The 20,023-nt window shown below is 70.3% G+C and carries 17 protein-coding genes and 1 pseudogene; 8 read left to right on the top strand and 10 right to left on the bottom strand.

Translation table 11 applies throughout. The annotated features are described in order from the left end of the window. The first annotated feature begins 125 nt into the window (after positions 1–125). Positions 126–656: a hypothetical protein gene (locus RNB18_RS14945; protein WP_311714571.1), complete on the top strand. Its 531-nt coding sequence runs from the start codon at positions 126–128 to the stop codon at positions 654–656. Between the two features lie 116 nt (positions 657–772). On the opposite strand, the gene RNB18_RS14940 is transcribed toward RNB18_RS14945, so the two are convergent. Further along, positions 773–1,345 (bottom strand): cob(I)yrinic acid a,c-diamide adenosyltransferase, encoded by a 573-nt coding sequence (locus tag RNB18_RS14940; RefSeq protein ID WP_311714570.1) that lies wholly within the window; start codon positions 1,343–1,345, stop codon positions 773–775. 71 nt (positions 1,346–1,416) lie between these two features. On the opposite strand from RNB18_RS14940, the pseudogene RNB18_RS14935 reads away from it, so the two are divergent. From RNB18_RS14935 to RNB18_RS14920, 4 genes and pseudogenes are all read left to right on the top strand, one after another. Then, positions 1,417–1,524 (top strand): annotated as a pseudogene (locus RNB18_RS14935) (TetR/AcrR family transcriptional regulator); the annotation flags it as partial. A gap of 140 nt (positions 1,525–1,664) precedes the next feature. Further along, positions 1,665–2,513, top strand: coding sequence for a 3-hydroxyacyl-CoA dehydrogenase family protein (locus tag RNB18_RS14930; RefSeq protein WP_311714569.1), 849 nt, complete (start codon positions 1,665–1,667; stop codon positions 2,511–2,513). Positions 2,514–2,664: 151 nt separating this feature from the next. Then, positions 2,665–2,988 carry an STAS domain-containing protein gene (locus tag RNB18_RS14925; RefSeq protein ID WP_031040714.1) on the top strand — a complete coding sequence of 108 codons (324 nt, stop codon included), beginning with the start codon at positions 2,665–2,667 and terminating at the stop codon, positions 2,986–2,988. A 230-nt stretch (positions 2,989–3,218) separates the two neighbouring features. Beyond that, positions 3,219–5,756 (top strand): ATP-binding protein, encoded by a 2,538-nt coding sequence (locus tag RNB18_RS14920; RefSeq protein WP_311714568.1) that lies wholly within the window; start codon positions 3,219–3,221, stop codon positions 5,754–5,756. A gap of 74 nt (positions 5,757–5,830) precedes the next feature. Here RNB18_RS14920 and nucS read toward each other — a convergent pair whose 3' ends face one another. Then, a complete protein-coding gene (gene nucS, locus RNB18_RS14915) occupies positions 5,831–6,502 on the bottom strand; it encodes an endonuclease NucS (protein ID WP_057612068.1) in 672 nt (223 codons plus the stop codon). A gap of 255 nt (positions 6,503–6,757) precedes the next feature. Between nucS and RNB18_RS14910 the strand changes: the two genes are divergently transcribed. Next, positions 6,758–7,150, top strand: a complete 393-nt coding sequence (locus RNB18_RS14910) for an SCO5389 family protein (RefSeq protein ID WP_007384741.1) — start codon at positions 6,758–6,760, stop codon at positions 7,148–7,150. Between the two features lie 86 nt (positions 7,151–7,236). Here the strand turns inward: RNB18_RS14910 and RNB18_RS14905 are convergent, their stop codons facing one another. Next, positions 7,237–8,265 (bottom strand): LLM class flavin-dependent oxidoreductase, encoded by a 1,029-nt coding sequence (locus RNB18_RS14905; protein WP_311714567.1) that lies wholly within the window; start codon positions 8,263–8,265, stop codon positions 7,237–7,239. A gap of 223 nt (positions 8,266–8,488) precedes the next feature. Here RNB18_RS14905 and RNB18_RS14900 point away from each other — a divergent pair, with 223 nt between their 5' ends. Next, positions 8,489–8,830, top strand: a complete 342-nt coding sequence (locus tag RNB18_RS14900; protein WP_311714566.1) for an ATP/GTP-binding protein — start codon at positions 8,489–8,491, stop codon at positions 8,828–8,830. Positions 8,831–8,854: 24 nt separating this feature from the next. On the opposite strand, the gene RNB18_RS14895 is transcribed toward RNB18_RS14900, so the two are convergent. The 7 genes from RNB18_RS14895 to mce all read right to left on the bottom strand — a co-directional run bounded on the left by RNB18_RS14895 (position 8,855) and on the right by mce (position 18,669). Continuing rightward, positions 8,855–9,733 carry an ABC transporter permease subunit gene (locus RNB18_RS14895; protein ID WP_311714565.1) on the bottom strand — a complete coding sequence of 293 codons (879 nt, stop codon included), beginning with the start codon at positions 9,731–9,733 and terminating at the stop codon, positions 8,855–8,857. Next, entirely contained in the window at positions 9,730–10,959 is a 1,230-nt protein-coding gene (locus tag RNB18_RS14890) for an ABC transporter ATP-binding protein (RefSeq protein ID WP_311714564.1), read from the bottom strand. The genes RNB18_RS14895 and RNB18_RS14890 overlap by 4 nt, the downstream gene beginning before the upstream one ends. A gap of 112 nt (positions 10,960–11,071) precedes the next feature. Further along, complete coding sequence (locus RNB18_RS14885) at positions 11,072–11,842, bottom strand: ABC transporter permease (RefSeq protein ID WP_311714563.1); 771 nt, start codon at positions 11,840–11,842, stop codon at positions 11,072–11,074. Positions 11,843–11,844: 2 nt separating this feature from the next. Further along, positions 11,845–12,813: an ABC transporter ATP-binding protein gene (locus RNB18_RS14880; protein WP_311714562.1), complete on the bottom strand. Its 969-nt coding sequence runs from the start codon at positions 12,811–12,813 to the stop codon at positions 11,845–11,847. Positions 12,814–12,998: 185 nt separating this feature from the next. Then, positions 12,999–13,934: a coiled-coil domain-containing protein gene (locus tag RNB18_RS14875; protein ID WP_057612062.1), complete on the bottom strand. Its 936-nt coding sequence runs from the start codon at positions 13,932–13,934 to the stop codon at positions 12,999–13,001. 183 nt (positions 13,935–14,117) lie between these two features. Next, positions 14,118–17,996: a polarized growth protein Scy gene (gene scy / locus RNB18_RS14870; RefSeq protein ID WP_311714561.1), complete on the bottom strand. Its 3,879-nt coding sequence runs from the start codon at positions 17,994–17,996 to the stop codon at positions 14,118–14,120. Between the two features lie 232 nt (positions 17,997–18,228). After that, a complete protein-coding gene (gene mce, locus RNB18_RS14865) occupies positions 18,229–18,669 on the bottom strand; it encodes a methylmalonyl-CoA epimerase (protein ID WP_020136539.1) in 441 nt (146 codons plus the stop codon). Positions 18,670–18,817: 148 nt separating this feature from the next. Here mce and RNB18_RS14860 point away from each other — a divergent pair, with 148 nt between their 5' ends. After that, complete coding sequence (locus RNB18_RS14860) at positions 18,818–20,020, top strand: acetyl-CoA C-acetyltransferase (protein WP_266559491.1); 1,203 nt, start codon at positions 18,818–18,820, stop codon at positions 20,018–20,020. The last annotated feature ends 3 nt before the right edge of the window (positions 20,021–20,023 follow it).

Below are 20,023 nucleotides of genomic sequence, written 5' to 3'. Positions count from 1 at the left end.
CGTCGCGCGTGATGCCCGGGAACGGTCCTGGACTGCATCTTTCGATGTACGGCGGTTTCGTCACCGGCGACGACGAAAGGGATCGCGCGCGCCGGGAGCCTGGAGAGCGGACGAAGGGAGCGGTCGTGATCGTCGGACTGATCGTCGCGTGTGAGGTCGCCTTCTGGGTGCTGCTGGCAGCCGGGCTGACCTTCCGTTACGGGCTGCGCATGCCGCGCGTCGGGCTGGCCCTGCTGCTGTGCGAGCCGTTGCTGGAGCTCGTGCTGTTCACGGTCACCGCGATCGACCTCAGGAACGGTGCCGAACCCGACTGGAAGCACGGCCTGGCCGCCGTCTACATCGGTTTCACCGTGGGCCTCGGTCACTCCACGATCAAGTGGGCGGACGCCTGGGTCGCCCACCGGTTCGCGGGCGGCCCGCCGCCGGTGAAGCCGCCGAGGTACGGCATGGCCCGCGCCGTCCACGAGTGGAAGGTCGCGGGCCGCTGGATCCTCGCCGCGGTGGTCGCCATGGCTCTGCTCCAGGCCGCGGTCTGGTACGTCGGCGACGGGCAGACCGAATCGCTGCGCGCCTGGCAGCAACGCATGCTGTGGCTGATCGGCATCAACGTGGTCATCGCCGGCAGCTACACGCTGTTCCCCAAGCGCGGGCGCTAACGCTCCCCGCCCGGGACCCCAGAGCACGTCCCCGACCTCCTTGTTGGCCGTGCGGGCAAGGATGCTGCATCTTCCGGGGGGCGACCCCCGGACCCCCGGCCGGACGGGAGTGGTCGCTAGCGTTCGCCGCCCGGGACCCAGAGCACGTCCCCGACCTCCTTGTTGGCTGTACGGGCAAGGATGAAGAGCAGGTCCGACAGACGGTTCAGGTAGGTCGCCGTAAGAGGGTTCATCGCCTCGCCGTGGACCTCCAGCGCTGCCCACGTCGAGCGCTCGGCGCGGCGTACGACCGTGCAGGCCTGGTGGAGCAGGGCCGCGCCCGGGGTGCCGCCCGGGAGGATGAAGGAGCGGAGCTTCTCCAGCCGCTCGTTGAAGCGGTCGCAGTCCGCCTCCAGCTTGTCGACGTAGAACTGCTCGACACGCAGGGGCGGGAACTCGGGCTTCTCGACGACGGGCGTCGAGAGATCGGCTCCGACATCGAACAGGTCGTTCTGCACACGGGTGAGGACCTTGACGACCTCCTCCTCGAGACCGCCCAGGGCGATCGCCGTGCCGATCACCGCGTTCGCCTCGTTGGTGTCCGCGTACGCGGAGATCCGCAGATCGGTCTTGACGACCCTGCTCATGTCGCCGAGGGCGGTGGTGCCCTGGTCGCCGGTCCTGGTGTAGATGCGCGTCAGATTGACCATGAGGTCAGCGTAAGTACGCTCCGGCCGTCGAGGCGAGCCGGACGGAGGCCTGATCGCCGGTCAGATCGGCCGCCGGGCGCAATCCGGACGAAGTGGCACGAGAGGTGCTCGTGCTTCTCGACGAGAAGGAGGAGCTGTTGAGCGATAGGGTGCTCAACTACGCCGTACGAGACCACTAGTGACGTCTGCCGGTGTGATGTCCGTCAGATGAGACGTGACGCGCATTACTAACCGGTCACACAGCACCTCACGAGCGCTAGGGTCCGCCGAAGAGGCAACGTAAACAGGGTGTAAGGCGTTTCAAAGGGGAGTCGCAACAGTGGCACGGAAGCTTGCCGTCATCGGCGCCGGCCTGATGGGTTCCGGCATCGCCCAGGTCTCCGCCCAGGCGGGCTGGGACGTGGTCCTCAGGGACGTCACCGACGAAGCGCTGAAGCGCGGTACCGACGGCATCAAGGCTTCGTACGACAAGTTCGTGAGCAAGGGCAGGCTGGAGGCGCACGACGCCGACGCCGCCCTCGCCCGGATCACCGCGACCACCGACCTGGGCGCGGCCGCCGACGCCGACATCGTCGTCGAGGCCGTCTTCGAGAAGCTCGAAGTCAAGCACGAGATCTTCCGCACGCTCGACAAGATCGTCCGCGCGGACGCCGTGCTCGCCTCCAACACCTCCGCGATCCCGATCACCAAGATCGCGGCGGCCACCGAGCACCCGGAGCGCGTGGTCGGCGTGCACTTCTTCTCGCCGGTGCCGATGATGCAGCTCGTCGAGCTGGTCCGCGGCTACAAGACGAGCGACGAAACCCTCGCCACCGCTCGGGAGTTCGCCGAGTCGGTCGGCAAGACCTGCATCGTCGTGAACAGGGACGTGGCGGGGTTCGTGACCACCCGTCTCATCTCCGCCCTCGTCGTCGAGGCGACCAAGCTCTACGAGTCGGGCGTCGCGACCGCCGAGGACATCGACCTCGCCTGCAAGCTGGGCTTCGGCCACGCCATGGGACCGCTCGCCACGGCGGACCTGACCGGCGTCGACATCCTGCTGCACGCCACCAGCAACATCTACACCGAGTCCCAGGACGAGAAGTTCGCCCCGCCGGAGCTGATGCGCCGGATGGTGGACGCCGGTGACATCGGACGCAAGAGCGGGCAGGGCTTCTACAAGCACTGAAACCGCACAAGCCCCTCGGGTTTCACACCCGAGGGTGAATTCGGTATCGGTTCGCTTACAGACGGCAACCTCCGACCGCCCAACGCAGTCAGAGGTGTCATCACTGGACATCAGATTCGTGGAGTACTACACGCACTCACGGGGAGCGCATATGTACATCAGGGGCGACCACGCCGAGCTGGTCGTCGGGGGCCGCCTCGACGTCCGCAGCGCGGCGGACGCCCGTACGGTCCTGCACTCGGCCGTCGACGACGGAGTCGGCGATCTGGTGCTCGACCTGTCCGAGCTGGATTCCTGGGACGCCACCGGGCTCGGGGTGATCATGGGGGCGCACCGCAGGGCCGGTCGCTGCGGTCGCCGGCTGGTGCTGCGCGACGTACCGCCGCAGATGCAGCGCCTCCTGGTCGCCACCCGACTGCACCGGATCCTGGCGATCGAAGGCGGCATCGGGGTGGAGTCACTGCCCCGCGTGTGACCCCGGCCACCCAGGCGAAACGTATCCCGCGCGCAATCCTCACGAGACTGTGACGTCTCGGACGGCGCGGTACCCCGGGCTGTCGTAGATACTGTGCGAAGGTTTAGGGTTCGGTCGCCCGCTGTCTGCATCCCTTCCAGCGGGCCCGGACCAGAAGCGACAGCGCAGTGTGCTGCAGGCCGGGAGGGGCCACTGACGGCACACGAGACGCTTTTGGGGGGCTTGAACCTATGGACCCGAACAACCGGGGACCCGAGGAGTACGGCCATGACGACGACGGCGGCACGCCGCGTCAGCGGCCTCCCAGGGACTCCCTCACCACAGACTTCGGCCAGCACTCGCCCACGCTCGCCCGTACCGTGCAGCTCGTCGCGGGCGACTTCCTGCTCACCGTCAACCCCGTCGACGGCAGCGAGATAGAGGCCTGCCCGCCCGGCGAGCGGCCCGGACGGCCCGAGAGATACAGCGCCGCCGAACGCGCCGAGGTGGACCGGGCTGCCCGCCCGCCCGTCCCGCCCGGACCGACCCGCACCGCGCTGTCGCTCCTGGCCCGCCAGGACGAGCGCGAACGACTCGTACGGCTGCTCGCCCGCGGCCGCTCGGTACGCCTGACCGGCCCCGCCGGCTCCGGCCGCACCAGCCTCCTCGACCTCGTCGCCGAGGACTGCGGCGACCTCGCCCCCGACGGGGTGGTCCGCCTCACCGGCTTCAACCGCACGGCGAGCGAACTGCTGTACGACCTCTTCTACGCCGTCTTCAACTCGCCCCTGCACCGCCCCGACCGGGACGAGCTGCTCTCCTGCGTCCGGGAGGTCGGCGCGGTCGTCGTCCTCGACGACATCGAGTTCGGCGGCGCGGCCCTCGACGAACTGCTGGACGCCACCCCCGAGTGCGCGTTCGTGATCGGCGCGACACCCGACGTGCCCGCGCCCTCGGCCGACTCCGCCGTCGAGGAGATCTTCCTCAGCGGCCTGGAGCGCGCCGACGGCCTGGAGCTTCTGGAGCGTTCCGTCGGCCGGGTGCTGACGGAAGAGGAGTCGAACTGGGCGGGCGACCTCTGGTTCGAGTCCGAGGGTCTGCCCCTGCGCTTCGTCCAGGCGGGTGCTCTGCTCAGGCAGCGCGACCGGCTGCGGGCCGGGGCGAACGCCGTCGACGAGTTCGGTGTCTTCGCGGACGCGGCCCCGGTGGACGCCCCGTTCACCCCCGACGAGGGCGAGGAGATACCCCTGCCCGCGCTCGGCGAGGCCGCGGCACCGGCCCCGCTGCTCGCGTCCCGGCTGAGCGAGTCCGCGCGCGCCACCCTGCGGTTCGCCGTCGCGCTCGGCGGCGAGGTGCCCCACCAGGCGCACCTGCCCGCACTGGTGGGCGACACCCACGCGGACGCCGCACTCGGCGAGCTCGCGGACTGCGGTCTGGTCTCCCCGGTCGGCTCCCGCTACCGGCTTGCCGCCGGTGTCCTCACCCAGCTGGAAGCCGCCGGATACGGCGACGACATCGAGACCCCCGCCCTCACCGCCGCCCAGCACTACGGCTGGTGGGCCGGCCACCCCTCGGTCACCCCCGAGCGGGTGTGCGCCGAAGCCGATGCCCTGCTTGCCGCCCTCGCCGTCCTGGTCCCGGCCACCACCCCGCCCGCCGAGGGCGAGGAGGCCGTCACCGTGCAGCTGGCCCGCACGGCGGCGCCCGCGTTCGCCGCCGGCGGCCACTGGGGGGCCTGGGAGCGTTCGCTGCGGGCCGGTTCCGAGGCCTCCCGGCTGGCCGGCGAGGTGTCCGAACAGGCCTACTTCCACCACGAGCTCGGCATCCTCGCGCTCTGCGGCGGACAGCTCGACCGGGCCCGCGCCGAACTGGAGGCCTCCATCGGCCTGCGCGGCGCCCTCGCCGACAAGCGCGGCACCGTCGCGGGGCGCCGCGCCCTCGCCCTGGTCTCCGACCGGGACGGCAGCGCGCTCGGTCTGGCCGGCCTCGGCGCGATGGCGGGCGAGGAGCTGCCCGACGCCCGGTACGACGAGTCGGCCTCGCCGCCCGGGGGAGTTCCCGCTGCCTTCCCGCCGCTCCAGTCACCGGCCGACTCGCAGACGATCGTCGTCCACCGCCCGCCCTCCACACGCGCGCCCTCGCGCAAGGCCCGGGGCGGACTCAAGGGCCTCGCCAAGCGCAACCTCGTCGCGGCCGGCGCGGGTGCGCTGCTGGTCGCGGTGCTCGGCACGGTCGTGACGCTGGGCGCCACCTCCGACAACGACCCGAACTCCCCGTCCAACGAGGTGGGTGTCAACCCGTCGGCCAGCGTCGGCATCGACGACGGCAACCTCGGCGCCGACGTCCCGAAGAACGACGACGGCCAGGGTGACACGGGTACGGCCACGTCCCGTCCGACCGACCCGGGGCCCGATGGGACGTACGGGACTTCGGACGATCCGACGCCTACGGATGTGGCAGAGCCTTCGGACAGGCCGAGTGGGACGCAGGGCGGTGGTTCGTCGAGTTCGTCCAGGCCCTCGTCGCCGAGGCCGTCGAACACGACGAGGCCGACGACCTCGCCGTCCGACAGGCCGTCGACGACCCCGTCCGGCTCGACATCGCCGTCCGCCTCGACGTCCGCTACGCCGACGGATCCGCCCACGGGCACCCCGACCGACACGACCCCCACCACCTCCGACTCGGCCAGCGGCCCCGCCTCCACCACCCCGGTGGAGACCAGCAGCTCGGCCAGTGCCCCGCAGAGCAGCACCGTGAGCTCACCGAGCAACTCGGCGCAGGTCATCTGACGGACAGCGCGACACAAGAGGGCCGGGTCCACGTATCGGACCCGGCCCTCGTCGTCGTAGAAGAAGAGGTGCTGTCAGAACAGCCGCAGCTTGTCGTCCTCGATGCCCCGCAGCGCGTCGTAGTCCATGACGTGGCAGCCGATACCGCGGTCGGTCGCGAGGACCCGGGCCTGCGGCTTGATCTCCTGGGCGGCGAAGATGCCGCGGACCGGGGCGAGATGGGGGTCCCGGTTCAACAGGTCGAGGTAGCGGGTGAGTTGTTCGACGCCGTCGATCTCGCCGCGCCGCTTGATCTCCACCGCGACCGTCTGGCCGTCGGCGTCCCGGCACAGGATGTCGACCGGGCCGATGGCCGTCATGTACTCGCGGCGGATCAGGGTGTAGCCGTCGCCGAGCGTTTCGATGCGGTCGGCGAGCAGCTCCTGAAGGTGTGCTTCCACGCCGTCCTTGATCAGGCCGGGATCCACGCCGAGTTCGTGCGAGGAGTCGTGGAGAACTTCCTCCATCGTGATGATGAGCTTCTCGCCCGCCTTGTTGATGACGGTCCAGACGCCTTCCTCGTCGCCGGTCCCCTCCTTCAACGTGCAGGGCGGCGACATCCAGTTCAGGGGCTTGTAGGCCCGGTCGTCGGCGTGGATGGAGACGCTGCCGTCCGCCTTCACCAGGATCAGACGGGGGGCCGAGGGCAGGTGGGCGGTGAGCCGGCCCGCGTAGTCGACGGAACACCGGGCAATGACGAGACGCATGGTCGGCAACGCTACTCGACGGGCGCATGTCCACGCGATTCGGCCCGTAAGGCTGTGGAGAAACCCTGTTCACTTGTGGCCGATTGTGGGCCTGTTGGGAGTGCTCTTTGTTCGCATTCTCCTGGTGCCGTCACCGTCGGTTGCCTACCGTAGTAAACGGGAGGTCGCGAGGCGTGTACTGAGCGTGTCCGGCAGCGCGAACTCCCTCATCTGTCCGGCAACCCCTGAGGAATCGGGGGTGCGAGAGGAGAACCCATGTCGCTCGACGTCTCACCGGCCCTACTCGAGAAGGCCGAGCGAGGCGAGGTCGACGAAGCGGAATTCGTCGACTGCGTCCGGACCTCCCTGCCCTACGCATGGGAGATGATCAGCTCCCTGGTGGCCCAGCTGAAGGTCGACGGCGGCAACTTCGCCGACAACCAGACGCCCCCGCCGGACGAGCAGGCACGCGGTCAGCTGCTGCGTGCGCTTGCGAGTGACGCGATACGCGGCGCGCTTCAGCGGCACTTCGGTGTGCGGCTGGCCTTCCAGAACTGCCACCGGGTGGCGGTGTTCCCGTTGGACTCCTCGGTCGACGAGACGCTGGTCCGCTTCACCTCGGTGCGCAGTCAGCTGCTGAACCAGTCTCCGGAGTTCCGGGACTGCTGACGCGGCGCCGCTTGCTTGCCGCTCCGTACGCGGGAGGTGCATCAGTACCGGGGCGGCAAGCTCCCGCCGGGCAGGGTTGTTCCGTTTCAGGTCAGATGCGGCAGCACTTCCGCACCCAGCCGCCGTACGTTCTCCTCGGTGGCCGCCAGGTCTCCCGAGCCCTCGACGAGCAGGGCGAAGCGGGAGACACCCGTCCGTTCGCTGGTCGCCGCGAGGCGGTCGGCGCACAGCCGCGGAGTCCCCACCGGGTGCAGCCCGCAGAGCAGTTCCGTGTAGGCCACCGGATCGCGCATCTGCCGCGCACGGCCGTCGACCGTGACATGGGCGCCGAGTCCCTGCCTGAGCCAGCCCGGCATCGCCTTCACGAGGGCCTCCACCGCGTCCGTGCGCCGGTCCGCGATCTGGCAGACACCGGCCGAGACATGGGGCGCGTCAAGGACCTTCTCCGGCGCGTGTCCGGCGGCGCGCGCCTGCCTGCGCCACAGGGCGACCATCTCCGCCTTCTCCTCGTCCCCGACATGCATCCCGAGCAGCATCGGCAGCCCGCGCTCGGCGGCCAGCCGGACGCTCGCCGGGGAGGTGCAGGCGACGACCACCTCCGGACCGTCCGCTTCCGTGAGCGACTCCGACGGCCGTGGTACGACGGGCACTTCACGGAAGCGGAAGCGCTCGCCGTCGGCTCCGACGGAGGGTTCACGCAGCCAGCGCACCAGCAGATCGAGTGATTCCGGGAACCCCTTCTCGTACGCCTGAAGACCCGACCCGAACACCTCCAGGTCGACCCACGGACCGCCGCGCCCCACGCCGAGCGAGAAGCGCCCGCCGCTCGTCATGTGCAGCAGTGCGGCCTGTTCGCCGAGGGCGACGGGGTGGGCCGTGGGCAGCACGCTCACGGCGGTGCCGACGCGGATACGGCGGGTGCGGCCCAGCAGCAGGGCCGCCAGGGTGATCGCCGACGGGCAGGTGCCGTACGGCACGAAGTGGTGTTCTGCCAGCCAGACCGCGTCGAGTCCGGCCTCCTCCGCGACCTCGGCCGAGCGGACCGCGCGGTGCAGCGCCTCCCCCTGGCCCTGCCCCGGGAACTGGGCCGCCAACACGAAACTTCCAACGTGCATGTGCTCTTCCTGCTTCCTTGGCTCCGACACGGAGCTCCCCCACCCGGCATAACCGTCTGACACGTGCCGAGGACACGGCCTGGCGGAGAGATTTGCCGATTGTCTGCAGAATGGGTCGCCCCGGAGGGGCACTTGTGGGGGTTGGTGCCCTACGCGTACCCCGCCTCGTGCCGCGTAGGCTGGACACGGTCCCTGCTCCCTGTATAGCCCCGTGAGGTGTCCTGTGTCCCCGCGTCGCAACCGACCCAAGGGTTCCGGTTCGTCGGACTCGGCCGGCCGGAGTGCCGAGGACGACCGTTCAGGCCGCTACGGCGGCTTCCAGTCCTCGACGCACTGGCAGGGCGAGGACTGGAACATCCGGCATGTGGCAGGGGCGAGCGCGCAGGGCAAGACGTACCGCTGTCCTGGCTGCGACCAGATGATCCCGGACGGAGTCCCGCACATCGTGGCCTGGCCGGACCACTCGGGTGTCGACGAGCGCAGACACTGGCACAAGGCGTGCTGGAACGCGCGGGACCGCCGCACCACGCGGGTGCAGCGGTCCCGTAACGCGCCGAGGTTCTAGGGGATCAGCCGAGGTTCTGGAAGATCAGACGTCCCGCTTCTCCAGCAGGGCGAAGGCGCAGGCGAACGCCGCGGCCGTCACGCCGATGATGATCCACAACGGGTCCCAGCCCGAGGGGCCGGTCTCGGTGAGGGAGTTGGAGTAGAACACGCTGAGCTGGTTCGGGATGGAGTACTCGAACAATGCCTGGCGCAGGCCATCCAGGGACTGCGAGACCATGAACAGCGCGATGACCAGCGGGGCCAGCACGACACCGATCATGATGGTGATCGCGCCTGCCGAGTGCCGGATGATCGAACCGATGATCAGCGAGAACAGGCCGAGCAGGGCGATGTAGAGCGAGATGCCGATGGTGCCCTTCAGCCATTCCTGGCCGGTCGGGGTCCGGGCTCCGTCCAGCAGGGCCACGTCCGCGAGGGCTACGACGAGGACCGAGACGAGGGTGGTCACGAAGGCGACGGCGAAGAACACGACCGCCTTCGCCGTGAGGACCCGGCCGCGGGAGGGGCAGGCGACCATCGTCGTGCGGATCATTCCGGTGCCGTACTCCGAGGCGGTGGTCAGCACACCGAGTGTGATGACGCACATGCTGCCGAGCAGCAGCCCGAAGAAGCCCAACGACAGCGGACTGTCGTTGTTCAGGTCCTCGGGGGAGGCGTTGGCCGCGATCAGCGCGGCGACCCCGATCCCGATCCCGATCACGAGCAGCACGAACACGCCGAGCGTCCAGATCGTCGACCGCACCGACCGGATCTTCGTCCACTCCGACGCGATGGCGTTCCCGAGATGGGTGCGCACGATGGGGATCGGCGAGGTGTAGCCGCGGTACGACGACCCGTCCGCCGGCTGCCGGTTCGGCACGGCGGCCTGGGCCTGCGGCATCGAGGGCTGCGGGGTGCTCATCGGACGTCCTCGGGCTTGGTCGGGGTGGCGGGAGCGGAGGCCTGCGGCTGCGGAGTCGCTGGAGGCTGGAAGGGCGGCTGAGCCTGGCCCTGGGGAGCCGCGGGGCCCGCCTGGGCGTACGGATTGGGCGTGCCGGCGCCGGGACCGCCGTACGGGCCCGCCTGCGCCTGGCCCTGCGGGCCTGCGAACGGCTGACCGCCCTGCTGGGGCGGCGGCGGGGCGTACCAGCCCGGCTGGCCCTGGCCCGGGACCGGCATGGGGGGCTGCGTGCCCGGCGGCAGGGGCTGCATCAGGCCCGCCTTCTGGTCGATGGTCGAGCGGTAGTCCACCGCGCCCTGCGTCATCCGCATGTAGGCCTCCTCCAGCGAGGCCTGGTGCGGCGACAGCTCCCACAGGCGTACGTCCGTGTCGTGCGCGATGTCGCTGATGCGGGGGAGGGCCAGCCCCGTGACCCGCAGCGCCCCGTCCTGCTCCGGCAGGACGTGCCCGCCCGCCTCGGTGATCGCGGCCGACAGCTTCTCGCGCAGCTGCGGTTCGGTGTCCGGCGTCCGCACCCGCGCGAAGCCCGCGGAGTTCGCGGCGATGAAGTCCTGGATGTTCATGTCGGCGAGCAGCTGCCCGCGTCCGATGACGATGAGATGGTCGGCGGTCAGCGCCATCTCGCTCATGAGGTGGGAGGAGACGAAGACCGTACGGCCCTCCGCCGCGAGCGCCTTCATGAGGTTGCGCACCCACAGGATGCCCTCGGGGTCGAGCCCGTTGACCGGCTCGTCGAAGAGCAGCACCTGGGGGTCGCCGAGCAGCGCGGCAGCGATCCCGAGCCGCTGCCCCATACCGAGAGAGAAGCCCTTGGAACGCTTCCTGGCCACGTCCTGGAGGCCGACCACACCCAGCACCTCGTCCACCCTGCGGGCCGGGATCCCGGACAGCTGGGCCAGGCACAGCAGGTGGTTACGGGCCGCCCGCCCGCCGTGCACGGCCTTGGCGTCGAGGAGCGCACCGACCTGCCGGGCCGCGTTGGGCAGCCTGCGATACGGGTAGCCGCCGATCGTCACCTGCCCCGAGGTGGGGTTGTCCAGCCCGAGGATCATCCGCATGGTCGTCGACTTGCCCGAGCCGTTGGGGCCCAGGAAGCCGGTGACGGCACCGGGACGTACCTGGAAGGAAAGGTTGTACACAGCGGTCTTGTCGCCGTAGCGCTTGGTCAGGCCGACTGCCTCGATCATGCTCCGCACCCATCGCAAGGTTCAGGACAGCGGGGCACACGCCCCCCGTAAGGGTTAGGAGCTTATCGGGGCGCTGACGGTTCCGCTCAAATGAAAGCAAAGGCTCTTCGCGTCACGCGTCCCGCTTCTTCAACAGGACATAACCGCCGATCAGCGCCACCGCCACCCACAGCGCCATGATCCCGAGCCCGCCCCAGGGGCCGTAGGGAGTGTCGTCGTCGATCGGGGTGACCACCTGCATGATCCTGCTGCCGGCCTGGTCGGGCAGGTACCGGCCGATCTTCTTGGTGGCCGAGACGTTGCCGAGGATGTTGGAGATGAGGAAGAAGAACGGCATCAGGATGCCCAGCGACAGCATCGGCGAGCGCAGCATCGCGGCGACGCCCATCGAGAACATCGCAATGAGGGTCATGTAGACGCCACCGCCGATCACGGCACGCAGCACGCCCGGGTCGCTGATCTCCGCCCGGTGCGAGCCGAGCATCGCCTGCCCGAGGAAGAACGTCACGAAGCTGGTGACGAGGCCGACGGCCAGCGAGAGCCCGGTGGCGACCGCGATCTTGCTGACCAGGAAGCTGCCGCGCTGCGGCACGGCGGCCAGCGAGGTGCGGATCATGCCGGTGCTGTACTCGTTCGAGACGACGAGCACCCCGAACACGATCATCGCGAGCTGTCCGAGGCTCATCCCGGCGAAGCTGATGAAGGTCGGGTCGAAGGAGAGCTTGTCCTCGCGGCTCATGTTGTCGAACTCGTTCTTCGACAGGGCCGAGATCAGGATGCCGAGCCCGATGGTGACCACCACGGCGAGGGAGAGCGTCCACACCGTGGAGGCCACCGACCGGATCTTGGTCCACTCGGAGCGGATGACCTGGGTCGCCGCCATGGTCAGTTCCCCTTCCAGCCGTCGCCCCACTGCTGCTGGGGCGGCAGCGGTGCGTCGACGGGTGTGTCGCTGTGGGCGTGGTACTCGACCGACTCCGCGGTCAACTGCATGAACGCCTCCTCCAGGGAGGCCTGTTGGGGGCTCAGCTCGTGCAGCACGATCTGGTGCTGCGCGGCCAGCTCACCGATGTACTCGGACTTGCTTCCGTCGACCTCCAGCGTGCCGTTCCCGGTCTCCACGACGGTGACCCCGGCCGCGTGCAGCACGTCGAGCAGCCGCTCGCGCTGCGGGGTGCGGATGCGGACGTAGGACCGCGAGTTCTGCGCGATGAAGTCGGCCATGGAGGTGTCGGCGAGCAGCCGTCCCTGGCCGATGACGACGAGATGGTCGGCGGTCAGCGCCATCTCGCTCATGAGATGGGAGGAGACGAAGACCGTACGGCCCTGCGCGGCAAGGGACTTCATCAGATTGCGGATCCAGTGGATGCCCTCGGGGTCGAGCCCGTTGACCGGCTCGTCGAACATCAGGATCCGAGGGTCACCGAGCAACGCGCCCGCGATGCCGAGCCGCTGACCCATGCCCAGCGAGAAGCCCTTGGCCTTCTTCCTCGCGACGGCGGTGAGACCGACCGTGTCGAGGACCTCGTCCACCCGCTTCTTCGGGATGCCGTTGCTCTGCGCGAGACACAGCAGATGGTTGAAGGCGCTGCGCCCACCGTGCATGGCCTTGGCGTCCAGCAGGGCGCCGATGTAGGTGAGCGGGTCCTTGAGCTGGTCGTAGTGCTTGCCGTCGATGCGGACGTCCCCGGCGGTGGGCCGGTCCAGGCCCAGCATCATGCGCATGGTGGTCGACTTGCCGGCGCCGTTGGGACCGAGGAAGCCCGTGACGATGCCCGGTCTGACGGTGAAGGTCAGATTGTTGACCGCCACCTTCTCGCCGTACCGCTTCGTCAACCCCGCTAGCTCGATCATGCGGACCACGCTAGGCGCGGGGTTCGGCAGATGCCAATCGTATGGGCAAACGGAGGCCGACGAGAGAGGCAAAAGATGTGGAATCCGGCCATCAGTTGCCGTGCCGGACCAGCCCGCGGACACGCCGAAGGGCCCGCACCTGTCGGGGGAGAAGGTGCGGGCCCTTGATGTGCCGTCAGGCGGTGTTACCGGGACTGCTGGGCCGGAACCCCACGGGAGATCGGCTCGTCGTCGGCCGGGCTGCCGGCGGCGGCCACCGCGGCGCCGGTGAGCGTGGCGAGCATCTCGCGGACGTTCGTCAGCTGGGCGTTGATCGAGTCGCGACGGTTCGTCAGAGCCGCAAGCTCCCGCTCGGATTCCGAACGGATGCGGTCGGCCTTGGCGTTGGCGTCGGCCACGATGTCCTCGGCCTGGCGCTGCGCGGTCTCCACCGTCTGGCGGGCGCGGCGCTCGGCGTCGGTGCGCAGCTTCTCGGCCTCCAGGCGCAGCTGCTCCGCGCGGTGCTCGATCTCCGCGAGACGCTTCTCCGCCTTCTGCTGACGCGAGGCCAGGTCGCGCTCGGACTGCTCGCGGCGCTTGGCGAGGTTGGTCTCGAAGTCGGCGGCGGCCTGCGCTGCCTTGGCGCGGGTCTCCTCGAAGAGGGCGTCCGCCTCCTCACGCTTCTGCTGCGCGTCCTTCTGCGCCTCCTGACGGAGCTGAGAGGAATCGCTCTTGGCCTTCTCGACAATCCGGACGCCCTCGTCCTCGGCCTTGGCCTTGCGCTCCGCAGCGAACGATTCTGCGTCGTTGCGGACCTGCTGGGCCGCCGACTCGGCGAGTTCGCGGTGCTGCTCGGCCGCGCGACGGGCCTCCTCGCGCAGGTCCTTGGCCTCCTCCTCGGCGAGGCGGAGGATCTTCTCGACACGCGCGCCGAGGCCGGCGTACGACGGCTCGGCGTCGGAGACCTGTGCCTGGGCGTTCTGCGTCTCGAGGTGGAGCTCCTCGATGCGCTTCTCCAGTGCGGTGATGCGGGAGAGCGCGCTGTCACGGTCGGAGACGAGCTTGGAGATCCGTTCGTCCACCTGAGCGCGGTCGTACCCACGCCGCACAAGCTCGAAGCCGTAGGGGGAAGTGTCGCTCATGGGGTTCCTGTCAAATGAGACCGGTGAGGTGATAGGGGGAATCCTAGGGGCCGAAGCGGTGTGTCATCGAGCGGATACGTGTTTGATCTGGAGAATGACACCCCTTTTGAGTGGCTAACCCCGGGACGGCTTGCCAAAAACTTGGTCAAAGGCCCCAGACGGCACCCGATTCCGACCAGTCGGTCAGCTGTCCGACGGCTTACCCGAACGAGGGGCGCCGACCGCGGCGCCCGCCTTGACGCCGCCGTCCTTGCCCGCCGACGGAGCCTCGAAGGACTCCAACGCCTCCAGGACATCCTGGACACGGGAGATCTCGGTGTTGATGTCCTCACGGCGGCGGACGAGGACCTCGAGCTCGCGCTTGCCCTCCTCGACCGTGCGCTTCGCCTCGCGGATCGCCTCGGCCTTGAGCTCCTCGGCCTCCCGGACCAGGGTGGCCTTCTTCTGCTCGGCCTCCTTGAGGAGCCCCTCGGCCTTCTTGACCGCGGCGATACGCACCTTGCCGGCCTCCGAATTGGCCTCCGAGACCAGCTCCCTGGCCTTCGCCTGGGCCTTGGCGAGCTGCTCCTCCGAGGCCTTGATGAGCGCGTCGCAGCGGTCGCCGGTCGACTTCATGGTCTCCGCGGCCTCACGGCGGGCCCGCTCGTGCAGCGCCTCGATCTCGCCCGTGATCCGGTCGCGCAGCTCCTCGGCGCGCTCCCTTATCGCGGTGGCGTCCCGGCGGGCACCGACGAGCAGTTCGTCCGCGTCCGTGCGGGCCTTCTCCACGCGCGCGTTGCCCTCGACGGTCGCCTCGGACACCAGCCGGTCGGCCTCCTTGCGGGCCGCGCCCACCATGGTGTCGGCCTGCCCCTCGGCGTCCGCGGTGGTCTTGAGCGCCTGCTGCTGCGCCTCGCTGAGCAGCTTGTCCGCCTCGGCGGCGGTCTCCGTGATGAGCGTGTCGACCTGCTCGGCCGCTTCGGAACGCCGCTTGTTGGCGTCCTTGCGTGCCTCGTCGAGGGTGCGATCGGCCTCCGCGCGCGCGGAGTTGACCAGTTCCTCGGCCGCGGCCGCCGCGTCCGCCCTGACCCGCTCGGCCTCGGTACGGATCCGCTCCGCGTGCTGCTGGGCCTGCCCGACCGTCTGGGCGGCCTCGGCGCGCAGCCGCTCCGCGTCCCCGGAGGCCTCCCCGATCAGCTGCTCGGCCTTGGCGACCGACTCGGCGCGCACCCGCTCGGCCTCGGCGACCGTCTCCGTGCGCAGCCGGTCGGTGTCGTTGATGGTCTCCTCGGTGAGCCGCTCCGCCTCGCTGCGCGCCTCGGTGATGAGGGTGTCGGCCTGCGTCGCCGCGTCCGAGCGGATGCGGTTGGCGTCCTCGCGGGCGTCCGCCCGGGTACGGGAGGCGTCCTGCTCGGCCTGGGCGACGGCGTCCGAGGCCTCGGTGCGCGCCCGCTGGGCGTACTCGGACGACTCCGACCTGAGCCGCTCCGCCTCCGAGATCGCCTCCGAGACGGTGCGCTCGGCAAGGGACTTGGCGGCGTCCGTCTCCGCGGTGGCCTCGCGCCGGATCCGGGCCGCGTCCTCGCTGGCCCGCTCCCGCTCGGAGTAGGCGTCCGAGCGGACCCGGTCGGCCTCCTCCTGAGCCTCGCGCCGGGTACGGTCCGCCACGTGCTCGGCGGCGGAGCGCAGCCCGGTGATCTCCTCCTGCGCCTGCTCGTGCAGCCCGGCGACCGAGTCCCGCACCTGCTGGGCGTGCTGCTCGGCGGCCGACACCATCTCGTTGGCCCGCCGGTCCGCCTCCTCGACCAGCCGTACCGCCTCGGCCTGGGCCTCCTCCACGCGGTTGCGCGCCGAGGCCAGCAGCTCCTCGCTCTGCTCGCGGGCCCGCTCACGCTCCTGGTCGGCCTCCTGGCGCGCCGAGCCGAGATACTCCTCGGCCTCCCGGCGGCGCCGGTTGGCCTCCTCCTGGGCGGCGGCCAGCGTCTCGGACGCCTCGGTGGCGAGCCGCTCCGCCGCGGCCTGCGCCTCCGCCCGGACCCGGTCCGCGGTGTCCTGCGCCTCGGTCTTGAGCCGCTCCGCCTCGGCGGCGGCCTCGGAACGCAGCCGTACGGCGACGGCCTCGCCCTCGGCTCGGGAGGCGGACGCGTCGGACGCGGCCTCGGTGCGCAGCCGGTCGGCCTCCGCCTCGGCCTGCTGCTGCAGGGTGCGGATCCGCTCGGCGGCCTCGCCGCGCAGCCGGTCGGTCTCCTCGGATGCCTCGCGGCGGATCCGCGCGGCCTCCTCACGGGCCTCGGTGAGGGCCTGCTCGGCGGCGGCGAGGCGCTCCTCGGCCTCGGTGTGCAGCCGGGTCAGTTCCTCGGCGGCCTCGGCGCGACGGGACTCTATGGCCCGCTCGGTCTCCTCGTGCAGCTCGCGCGCGGCGCGCTCGGCGTCGGCCTTGATCTCCTCGGACTGCTCGACGGCCTCCTCGCGGTGCCGATCGGCCTCCTGACGGGTCCGCTGGAGGGTCTCCTCGGCCTGCCGGCGCAGCGTGGTGGCGCGCTCGATGGCCTCGGTGCGGACCTTCTCGCTGTCCGTGGTGGCGGTCTGGCGCAGCTCGTCGGCGTCCGCCTTGGCCTTGGAGAGCAGCTCCTCGGCGGTCTTGGCCGCCTCCTCGATCTGCTGGACGGCCTCCTTGCGGGCCTCCGCGCGGATCTTCTCGCCCTCGGCGACCGCGTCGGCGCGCAGCTGCTCGGCCTCGCCGCGCAGCCGACGGGCCTCCTCCTGCAGCTCGACCGTCTTGGCGCGGTACTCCTTGGTGTCGTCCTTCGCCGTGCCCTTGAGCTGCTCGGCGATGTCGTGCGCCTCGGCGCGCAGCCGGTCCGCCTCGGTCTCCGCCTCGTGGCGGATCCGCTCGGCCTCCTCGGTGGCGGCCCTGGTGGTCCGCTGCGCGTCCTCCTGTGCCTTGTTGAGGACGTCCTCGGCGGTCTTGGCGGCCTTGGACAGCTGGGTCGCGCTCTCCTCGGCGGTGAGCGTGCGGGCCTTCTCGGCGGCCTCGGTGACGATCTTCTCGGCCTCGGCGCGGGCGTCCGCGACGATCTGCTCGGCGGCCTCCTTGGTCGCCTCGGCCTCCTGGCTGGCCTCGGTGACCAGCCGGGCGACCTGCTCCTTGGCCGTACGGGTGCGCTGTTCGTTGGCCGACTCCGCGCTCGCGAGCGTCTTCTCGGCGGCCGACTTCGCCTCGGTGAGCACCTTCTCGGCCTCGGCCTGCGCCTTGCGCAGCGCCTCCTCGGCCTCCGTCATCCGCTGTTCGGCGGCCCGGCTGAGCTCGGTGGCCTGGCGGCGGGCGCTGTCCGACTCGGTCGCCGTGGACGTGCGCAGCTGCTCGGCGTGGTCGGTGGCCTCCTGGGCCTGCGTGGAGGCGGTGTCGAGCAGGCGCTCGGCGTCCGCGCGGGCGCGGCGCAGCAGCTGTTCGGCCTCCGCACGGGCGGTCTCGGCCTCGCTCTGCAGACGCTGGCGGGCCTCGGAGGTGACCCGCTCGGCCTCGGCACGGGCGGCCGCCATGGCCTGCTCGGCCTCGGCACGGGACTCCTCCAGGAGCCGTCGGGCCTGCGACTCGCTGCGGGCGCGCAGCTGCTCGGCCCACGCCACGTTCTCGTTGACGTGCGACTCGACGGTCTGCCGGCGCTCGGCCAGCTCCTGGTCGAGCTGCTGACGTCGGGTGACGGCCTCCTGGTGCAGCTCCGCCTGCAGACGCGCGGCCTGCTCGGCGTGCTCCTGGAGGATGCGCTGGGTCTGGGCGCGGACCTGGCTCAGTTCGCGCTCGGCGTCCTGGCGCAACTGGTCGGCCTGGATCTGGGCGTTGCGCAGCAACTGTTCGGCCTGGTAGCCGATGTCCCCGCCGCCGAATTCGGGCCGGGACATGAGGGTGCGACGCGCCTCGTGCAACTTGGCGCGCAGCACCTCGACCTGGTAGCCGAGGTCCTCGGCGTGCTGGATCGCCTTTTCCCGCTCGGTCTTCAGCCGCTCCATCTCGGCCTCGAACCGAGAGAGGTGGTCGACGTCAGCCGCCGGCTCTCGCTCCTGGCGTTCGTAGCCCCGCACTGCGCGGTCCCATCCGTCCCCTGGTCGCAAGTCTCTCCTGACGAGCCCTGTCCATCCGCCGAACGGGGCCCCCGGGGAATGGTGTCAGATCAACGGCGGAGCATGGGCTGCTGCCCGCCGCTCGCCCCCCGAAACCCGGACCCCGGCTCGGTTCTGCCGCCATGGGCAGGACCCGGTCGCCCTGGTAAGAGCGGCGACCGCCCCCAACCCTACCGGCCCATATGTACGAGGGTCAGTGCTCAGGTGACTCAACAGGCGCCGAAGTGACCAGTTCTGTCAGTACGCCGTGGCAATCCTTTGGGTGCAGGAAGGTGATCCGTGACCCCATGGAGCCGCGTCGGGGCTCCTCGTACAGGACGCGTACGCCCTTGTCCTTGATGTCCGCGGCCTCCGCGTCCACGTCCGCCGTACCGAAGGCGATGTGGTGGACACCCTCGCCGTTCTTGTCCAGCCACTTGGCGACGGTCGAGTCGGGGCGGGTCGGCTCCAGAAGTTGCAGGTAGGAGGCGCCGCCGTCGGAGGTTTCGTTGATCTTGAGCATGGCCTCGCGCACGCCCTGCTCCTCGTTGACCTCGGAGTGGAACACCTCGAAGCCGTAGGTGGCCCGGTAGAACTCGACGGTCTTGTCGAGGTCGAAGCAGGCGATCCCGATGTGGTCGATTCGCGTCAGCATGTTGTTAGTGCAGCGCTCCCCGGATGGTTACGCAACGTGCGCGCGATCACACCGACGGGGCGATGACGGCACGGAGTGCCACTCAGTACATTTTAAGTAAACCCTCGTTCACTCCTCGGCAGTGCAGCCGGTAAGGGGATCGCAGCTCATGTCTGGATCGAACAGCACGACCTCGGTGATCGTCGCGGGCGCCCGTACGCCCATGGGGCGGTTGCTGGGCTCGCTGAAGTCCTTCTCCGGAGCCGACCTCGGCGGCTTCGCGATCAAGGCCGCCCTCGACCGTGCGGGGATCGGTGGCGACCAGGTGCAGTACGTCATCATGGGCCAGGTCCTCCAGGCCGGCGCCGGTCAGATCCCGGCCCGCCAGGCCGCGGTCAAGGCCGGCATCCCGATGAACGTCCCGGCGCTGACCATCAACAAGGTGTGCCTCTCGGGCCTCGACGCGATCGCGCTGGCCGACCAGCTGATCCGCGCCGGCGAGTTCGACGTGATCGTCGCGGGCGGCCAGGAGTCCATGACCAACGCCCCCCACCTGCTCCCGAAGTCCCGCGAGGGCTTCAAGTACGGCGCGATCGAGATGCTCGACGCGATGGCCCACGACGGCCTCACCGACCCCTGGGAGAACATCCCCATGGGCCAGTCGACCGAGACGCACAACACCCGCCTCGGCATCCAGCGCCCCGCGCAGGACGAGATCGCCGCCCTGTCCCACCAGCGGGCCGCCGCCGCACAGAAGAACGGCATCTTCGAGGCCGAGATCACCCCGGTCGAGATCCCGCAGCGCAAGGGCGAGCCGGTCGTCTTCAGCAAGGACGAGGGCATCCGCGCCGACACCACGGCCGAGTCCCTGGGCAAGCTGCGCCCCGCGTTCACCAAGGACGGCACCATCACCGCCGGTACCTCCTCGCAGATCTCGGACGGTGCGGCGGCCGTGGTCGTGATGAGCAAGGCCAAGGCGCAGGAGCTCGGCCTCGAGTGGATCGCCGAGATCGGCGCCCACGGCAATGTGGCCGGCCCGGACAACTCCCTGCAGTCCCAGCCGTCCAACGCGATCCTGCACGCCCTCAAGAAGGAGGGCCTGGAGGTCTCCGACCTGGATCTCATCGAGATCAACGAGGCCTTCGCCGCGGTGGCCGTCCAGTCAATGAAGGACCTCGGTGTTTCCACGGATCGGGTGAACGTCAACGGTGGCGCGATCGCCCTGGGCCACCCCATCGGCATGTCCGGCGCCCGGCTCGTCCTGCACCTCGCCCTGGAGCTCAAGCGGCGCGGCGGCGGTGTCGGCGCGGCCGCGCTGTGCGGTGGCGGCGGTCAGGGTGACGCGCTCGTCGTGCGGGTACCCAAGGCCTGAGTC

Source organism: Streptomyces doebereineriae (genome assembly GCF_031845645.1).
Classification (GTDB): Bacteria; Actinomycetota; Actinomycetes; order Streptomycetales; family Streptomycetaceae; genus Streptomyces; species Streptomyces canus.
This window is presented reverse-complemented; position numbering and strand designations above follow the sequence as displayed.